This window comes from Marinobacter sp. MBR-105 (assembly GCF_053628895.1).
In genome coordinates this window covers 1-6,449 of record NZ_JBRJHG010000034.1, presented here as the reverse complement: position 1 = coordinate 6,449, position 6,449 = coordinate 1, and the positions used below count along the sequence as shown (strand labels likewise).

Genomic DNA, 6,449 nt, shown 5'->3' with positions numbered 1-6,449 from the left:
GCCTTGCTTCCGCCGGATAGGCCAACTCAACCACTGGCAAAAAACAATCCTCCCGGAATCCTCTGCCGGGACAGCCCGCTATTGCCTAAACACTGTATGCTGGTTATTTATCAACCAATCTCGGACCATCGGTTGCTCCCGCTCTTTGCTTCCAGACCTCAAAGTCAGAATCTCACCCAGTTATCGCCTCTTGTTGGCGCAGAGGTGGGCTTGACGGGTATATTGGCGAGCGAAGTCACTGATTCAGGAGTGAGTTCGGTGTAGACCTGCTGACTTTCTATCGATTTATGGTGTAGGGCGTTTTTAATGATCAGAGAATCAGCGTTTGCATCAGCCAGAGCTTGCCCATACGAGTGTCGGTGGGCGTGTGCTGTCGTTCCCGCTTCTTTTGAAAACGGTAAACCAATTCTCTCAACGGCTCTTTTAAGCGATTGGTTATAGCCTTTGATTGAGTGCGGAGCGCCTGATTGCGTCGTGAATGCAAACGGATGTTTACCGCCATCGGGGTATCGCTGGTAGGTCAGGTAAAGCCGCCAAAGGTCGTTAAAGGTTTCACCAGCACTTCTTGGAAACCACCAAACCTGAAGAAAGTGGCGACTTTCATTGTCCTCTTTGGGCGCTTTCCAACCTGCATGCAGCGTATGGGATTTCGAATATTCAAATCGCGGTTGCATCCCATACTTGTTGAGCAACTCTTCGCGCCTGCTGGGGCCGTTTGGACGGGGCCGCCCTTTATCGGGATGAAAAATTTTGACCAGTGCGGTTCCGTCCTCCCACGGCACGACATCTTCTACCCAAAGGTGAAAGCACTCGCTGAGCCTGAGTCCGCCGTAATGCATCAGCATGGTAATGAGCACATTCTTCAGGTCCAGGCGCTCATAAACTACGTCGCTCGTTTCAAAGCCATATCGCGTAAGGCCATTCCACAAGAGGTCGTCAATTCGTCCAGGAGGAAAGCTTTTCTTACCCTCATTGCCGTTAGAACGCGACACCGTCCTGGGCATAACCTTCCGGAAATAAGCAGGGGCTGGTTTGTTAGCCCAAAGGTGGGAAAGAAAAGCCCGCCGTTTCTTTTGGTAGAAGGCTGCGAGGCCCATCCACTCCTCGTAACGAGTCGGTTTCACCGTTGGGTTTATCTGAAGCTTTTTCTCTTCATACTGCTCAGAGAGCCAGTCTGTGTATTGTGTTATCAGGCTGATTAGAAAGTTCGCGTCCTTATCCTCGCGTGGTTTCCACCGCAGCCAACTCGGATCGCTACCGTCCTCGCCAATCGTTCCGGTGTAGAGGCTGTTTGAAAACTCCTGAAACAGTTGGTGAGGAGTTTCAAAGCAGTCTTTATTCTGATTCGTGTAATCGATGAGGAGTCGAACCGCAAACGCGCTCCTGTCTTTCCAGCTCCGAGATTTGTATCGATGAACGATCAAATAATCCAAATAACTTTTCAGCAAACCATCTTGGGTGACGATCACCGGAAGACTTATCTTCGTCCCCGTGTTGTCTACTTTGATATTTGCCTCTATGCAGACGCTGTTCAGCACGCAATTTCCAATTGGTAAAATAGTATGTTCGTAATTCCACTATATATGCATGTATGCTCAAGAAAAACCAGATTTCGATTTCTGGCATAGGTTTTTGATGCTTTTTAGGATATTTTTTCTATTCCACTAAGCAGCAAACAAGATCGCGGGCCAGATGAATGGTTGCCGCCGTCAGGCCGGTGTGGATATGTGGCAAGATTTGTGCGGGTCGTGAAAAAATATGAGCTATCTCCTACACCCGATGAAAAGGCGTGGGCGACAAGGTTTCTACAAGGCTGCCGGTAGGATTTCAAGCGGGCAAAGACTCAATATGTGCGGACGTTTTGTGTTCCATACACCCCTAAATCTCATTGCCAGGCGATATTGGGATTACCAAATGGCTACCGGGAATATGGTGGCCCGTTACAACATTGCTCCAGGTACCCAGATTGCGAGCATTCGACAGACTCCATCTGGGGAGCCTCGTTTTGACTATGCCTGGTGGGGATTTCGACCTTCCTGGGCCGATAAGAAGGCGCCAGCGCCTATCAATGCTCGCATCGAGTCAATCAAAACGTCCCGCTACTTCCAAGAAGCTTTCAACCACCAACGCTGCGTTATTCCGGCCAATGGCTGGTATGAATGGAAGCGATTGGAGAATGGCCAGAAACAACCCTATTACATCACGTGCCCAGATCTTGAAAGAGGTGAAGCGCTATTCTTTGCTGGCCTCTATACGCCAACAGGGGAGGGTACTTCCCTTAGGGTGGCAATTATCACAGAGCCAGCAGCCGAGAACATTCATCACATACACGACCGACAGCCAACGCTCGTCCATCCAAGCTCCTTGGGTCAGTGGCTCGACCCCACCAAAACCGCTGATGAACTGAAGGGGAAAATAAGCCGGTCCTCAGGGGACAGACTGGCTTACTGGCAGGTCTCAACAGAGGTTAACCGGTCCAGTCCTGATAACAATCGGGCTTCTCTGATCGACCCACTCTAATAGCAGAACTTCACTCAACAAAAATGGGGCAAATGTGGTCTGCGGAGACCGAGCCAGTAATCTTTCTAAAACAAACGTGTGGCAGGTGATGGAATAGTTTGATGGGCGGATGCTCTGGTGGGACCGATGTGGTAGAGGGGGCTATCTCGCTGGTGAGATAGCCGCTTTGCCAGAGCGGTTGGTAAGGCCGCTATGAGCCACACAGATTGCGCAGAACAATCCTAATCCACTTAACCTTTGAAACCAAATTTAATCGTAAGCATTTCGCATTGGGAATGCCCAGGGCGTTGTTCAGCATGATTGTTGGTGATGTTTCTGAAACTTGGCTTTTAGTTTGTCATAGGATCGGGGAGCCATAACTCTGCACTGGCAGAGCTTGGGCCAGTCGAGGCAATGGGGCCCAGCTAGGACCAGCTAGGACCAGCTAGGACCAGCTAGGACCAGCTAGGACCAGCTAGGACCAGCTAGGACCAGCTAGGACCAGCTAGGACCAGTGAGGACCAGTGAGGACCAGGGTGGACCAGGGTGGACCACACCTGTGGATAACTTTTATATTCATCGATTGAACCGAGTGATCGGTGCGACAGTCTTTAACTGCTTCTTTTAGATCGGAGAACGGCTTCAGGTAGGTGGCTGAGTGAAATGGAAATGATTGTCGCGGGGTCTGGAGTGGTATCGCGTGGCGGGCCTGCGGCCCTTGCTTCCGGCCGTAGGCCTCCCTTCACGACTAGGCGGAGCCTAGTCGCTCAGTTATCGACTCAGCCATTGGCTTCGTCTCAATTCTGTGCTGGAACCAAAGCGCAATGGTTGTGGTCGTTGATTACTGTCGAGTATTGGCGTCTGCGGATACTTCTTCCGCTAAATTAGGTATTAGTTTTGGCGCGCGCGGCGCTGCCGGTGAGATTTGAGCAACGAGCGCATCCCGTTCCAGTTCCGCATTGCGTTCTCGTTCAAGTGCGATCTGCTCTCTCAACTTATCGGAATCTTGCGCGTGGTTTTGATAGGTTTCTTTAAGTTCGCTGCGAAGATTTTGAATCTCGTTTCTCGACTCTAGTAGTTGAGCTCGTAAATCATCAAGCTGCGATTTCAGATCGAGAGCTTTTTCGTATTGTGCTCTGTATTTTTCCTCAGCGATTGCAGCCTCTCGTTCTGCATTTTGCTGGGAGGCTTTCGAGCTCTCCATTGTTTGTTGGAGTTCGTGTAGTTTGGTTTTAGTTTCTGAAGCATGAGCTTCGGCCTCCTTTTGGAAGGCGGCGAGTCTTTCGCTGAGGCTTTCGCATTTCAGCTGTGCAGTTGCTAGTTGGGTCCTGGTTTCTTCCGAGGCCGCATGTGTGTGGCTCAGTTGGACTTCGAGTCGTTTGATCTCATCGAGTCGAGCCGTGGCCATCGTTTTATATTCATCGCGCTCCCGTTCGAGAGCCTCGATGCTAGATGTCAGTTCTAATATCTGACCCTCAAACTCAAGGCCCTGTTCGACATGATCATCCATATCTGAGCGTGTAACAGTCAACTCAGCTCTGATGCTTGAAGTAGCTTCGTCTACCTGACGATCGATTTCTTCCGCGAAGGAATGAATAAGGGTCGGAGGGAGTTGGTAGTCGGTTACTACAGTCTGTCGGCGATTTTTTCTCCATGTTTGAAGATGCTTTTGAATCGTTGCGAAGCTCCCTGTTCCTAGCTTCGCCCTGACTGCTCGCATGCTGGGAACTTCTCCGGATGCTGCAATAGTGTCAGCGGCGGTGAACACTTCTAACTCCGTTAGACCTTTTGACATTTAAAATTCCCCATAACGTGATTGATCGATGCATCAACGCTGATACAAATCGGTATGCCTGGCCTGTCAGGCGATCATCTAAAAGTATACGGCCGGAAAATGGCCAATTTGGGGGGTGTACACGCTTGTACAGGATGTCCAGACAGGTTGGGGTGTCAGTCGAGATGAGGTTGGTTTATTCCATGAATGTGAGAGGCTGCAGTCTCGAGCTGCTACTGCTTGGAGCTCCGGGCAGTAGTGCGAAGGATGGATCCGGTGCGGTGATTAGGACTTCGATTCGGCGCCTACCCCATAACTTTAGCCTTCACCGTCTAGGCCCCTTTTTAAACAAAAGCGAACATTCGCCTTTTAGTCATTTATCTGTGAGGAGTGGACCGAGGTAAACACCAGGAGGTTCACAATGGCAATCGAATTACTGAAGATTACAGCCCCGCCCGACGCGGGGCTGAAGGGAGTTGTGTTTAAGAATTGCTTTCATCATCAAGCGTAACAACGGTATCCGCCATTAGCTCAGCGTCATCGAAGGTATCAATGTCCACGTCGCCGGTCACGGTGACCAAATCACCTTCTTCAATCTGTTGATAGCCTTCATCATCAGTCGGGTTGTACGTCATCAGAGCCGTATCGATCGTCGTCTTTTGTGCGCCTGTGTCGATGGTAAACTCTGTGCCGTCAACACCTGTTACTGTGCCGGTGAGCACCATCTGGCCGAGATCGATGGTAGGCGCTACATCGAAATCGGTGGCGCTTTCCTCATCTGCGGCACTGGCATAAAAGTAAGTGCCCAGGCTGTCCACAAAGACACTACTGGCTTCGATCTTTGCAGTTTCGAAGGTATCGTCGTCAATCTCACCGTAAACCGTGACGTTGTCGCCCGGAAGAAGTTCGCCACTTTCCTCGAACCAGTCCCAGTCGTCCATTTCAACGGTGACCAGGCCTTCGCCATAGTCCAGTTTGAACGTGTCTGCTGTCGTGCTGGTCACTGTTCCGCTCAGGGTGATCCAGGAACCATCCGATTTGAGGTATGGGCTTTCCGCGGCCAGCCCGGCAGCCGGTGCAAGTGCGAACGTTGAAGCAATAGCGATAGAGAGTGCTGTGCGCTTCATAGTCTGATCTCCTTACCGTTTGTGGTATGTGATCTTAAGTCAGATGATCCGGGTGAGCAGGTTACTCACTCACCCTTGATCATCTACTACCAGTCTCGTGGCAGACCGCGCAGATACAAGGTTTATTAACATTCTCTAACGCTCGGGAAATCTCTTTGTCCTGGATGCTGATTGCCTAAAAATTTATGTCGAATGAAGTTTTACAGGATTTCGATGCCCTCGCATTTATAGTGACCTATTAATGTATCGTCTTGCAGAACGTTGCCCTCCAGATCAAAGCAGAACAGATACGTTTCCGTACTATTTCCGATTTCGACACTTTTGAGCCCGATACACTCGTCGGTCCGACCGGGTATCAACTTGAATGAAGAGACTCCGCGTTCTGGAATTCTTCTGCCAACCTCAAGTGTTTTGATATCAGTGAAGTCTGAACTTGCAACAACCAGCGTGTTACCGCCTCTCTCTTTCTCATCAATGTCTTCGTCAAACGGTGTGTGAGAAATTTTTCGTGGGAAGAAAAGCCAGCAGCCGTGATAGGGGTGCCATTCCGTCGCCTCGTGGGTGACGTACCCCTGTTTGCCAACGTTCAAAGCATCCCGAATACGTTGATAGTTTTGGCGCCAATCCTGGCTCTCCAGGCTGTAGTCGCGGTTCAGAAGTTTGACCCATTCTTCCTGAGCGTTCTTCCCTTGACTGCCGACGATCATCTGATCCCCTTTGAGCGTGGCCCATTCGCTCTTGAAGCCCTTGAACTTTTCATCGCCGCTGCCGGTCATCAGGATGTGACGTGGTACAAGCTGGTTACGGTTGCGTATTTCACAGACCAGACCAGTTCGGTCGTCAAAGTTGACCAACCGTTCGCCAAACTGAACAAGCTCGGAGAATTCCGCGCCGCGGCCGCCTTCGGCGATCAGGCTGATAAGCTGATGCTCACCCCCCGCATTCTTGGGGATCTCTTCCAAGCAGTAGCGGACATTCCCGGTCACAGGATCGGTGTCGCGGTGGAGTCTGTCGAAACGAAGAGTTGACTGCCAAGCGGTTTGACCATC

At 50.7% G+C, this 6,449-nt stretch carries 5 protein-coding genes; 1 reads left to right on the top strand and 4 read right to left on the bottom strand.

Translation table 11 applies throughout. The features are described from left to right. Positions 1-164: 164 nt before the first annotated feature. Entirely contained in the window at positions 165-1,538 is a 1,374-nt protein-coding gene (gene gmtY / locus ACSSVV_RS20650; RefSeq protein WP_454106942.1) for a gamma-mobile-trio recombinase GmtY, read from the bottom strand. 220 nt (positions 1,539-1,758) lie between these two features. On the opposite strand from gmtY, the gene ACSSVV_RS20645 reads away from it, so the two are divergent. Beyond that, positions 1,759-2,520, top strand: coding sequence for an SOS response-associated peptidase (locus ACSSVV_RS20645; RefSeq protein ID WP_454106941.1), 762 nt, complete (start codon positions 1,759-1,761; stop codon positions 2,518-2,520). A gap of 820 nt (positions 2,521-3,340) precedes the next feature. Here ACSSVV_RS20645 and ACSSVV_RS20640 read toward each other — a convergent pair. From ACSSVV_RS20640 to ACSSVV_RS20630, 3 genes are all read right to left on the bottom strand, one after another. Beyond that, a complete protein-coding gene (locus tag ACSSVV_RS20640; RefSeq protein ID WP_114435609.1) occupies positions 3,341-4,294 on the bottom strand; it encodes a DNA-binding protein in 954 nt (317 codons plus the stop codon). 461 nt (positions 4,295-4,755) lie between these two features. Continuing rightward, positions 4,756-5,400 (bottom strand): hypothetical protein, encoded by a 645-nt coding sequence (locus ACSSVV_RS20635; RefSeq protein ID WP_022992331.1) that lies wholly within the window; start codon positions 5,398-5,400, stop codon positions 4,756-4,758. 200 nt (positions 5,401-5,600) lie between these two features. Further along, the coding region (locus tag ACSSVV_RS20630) for a hypothetical protein (RefSeq protein ID WP_454106940.1) at positions 5,601-6,449 on the bottom strand (849 nt) is incomplete at its 5' end.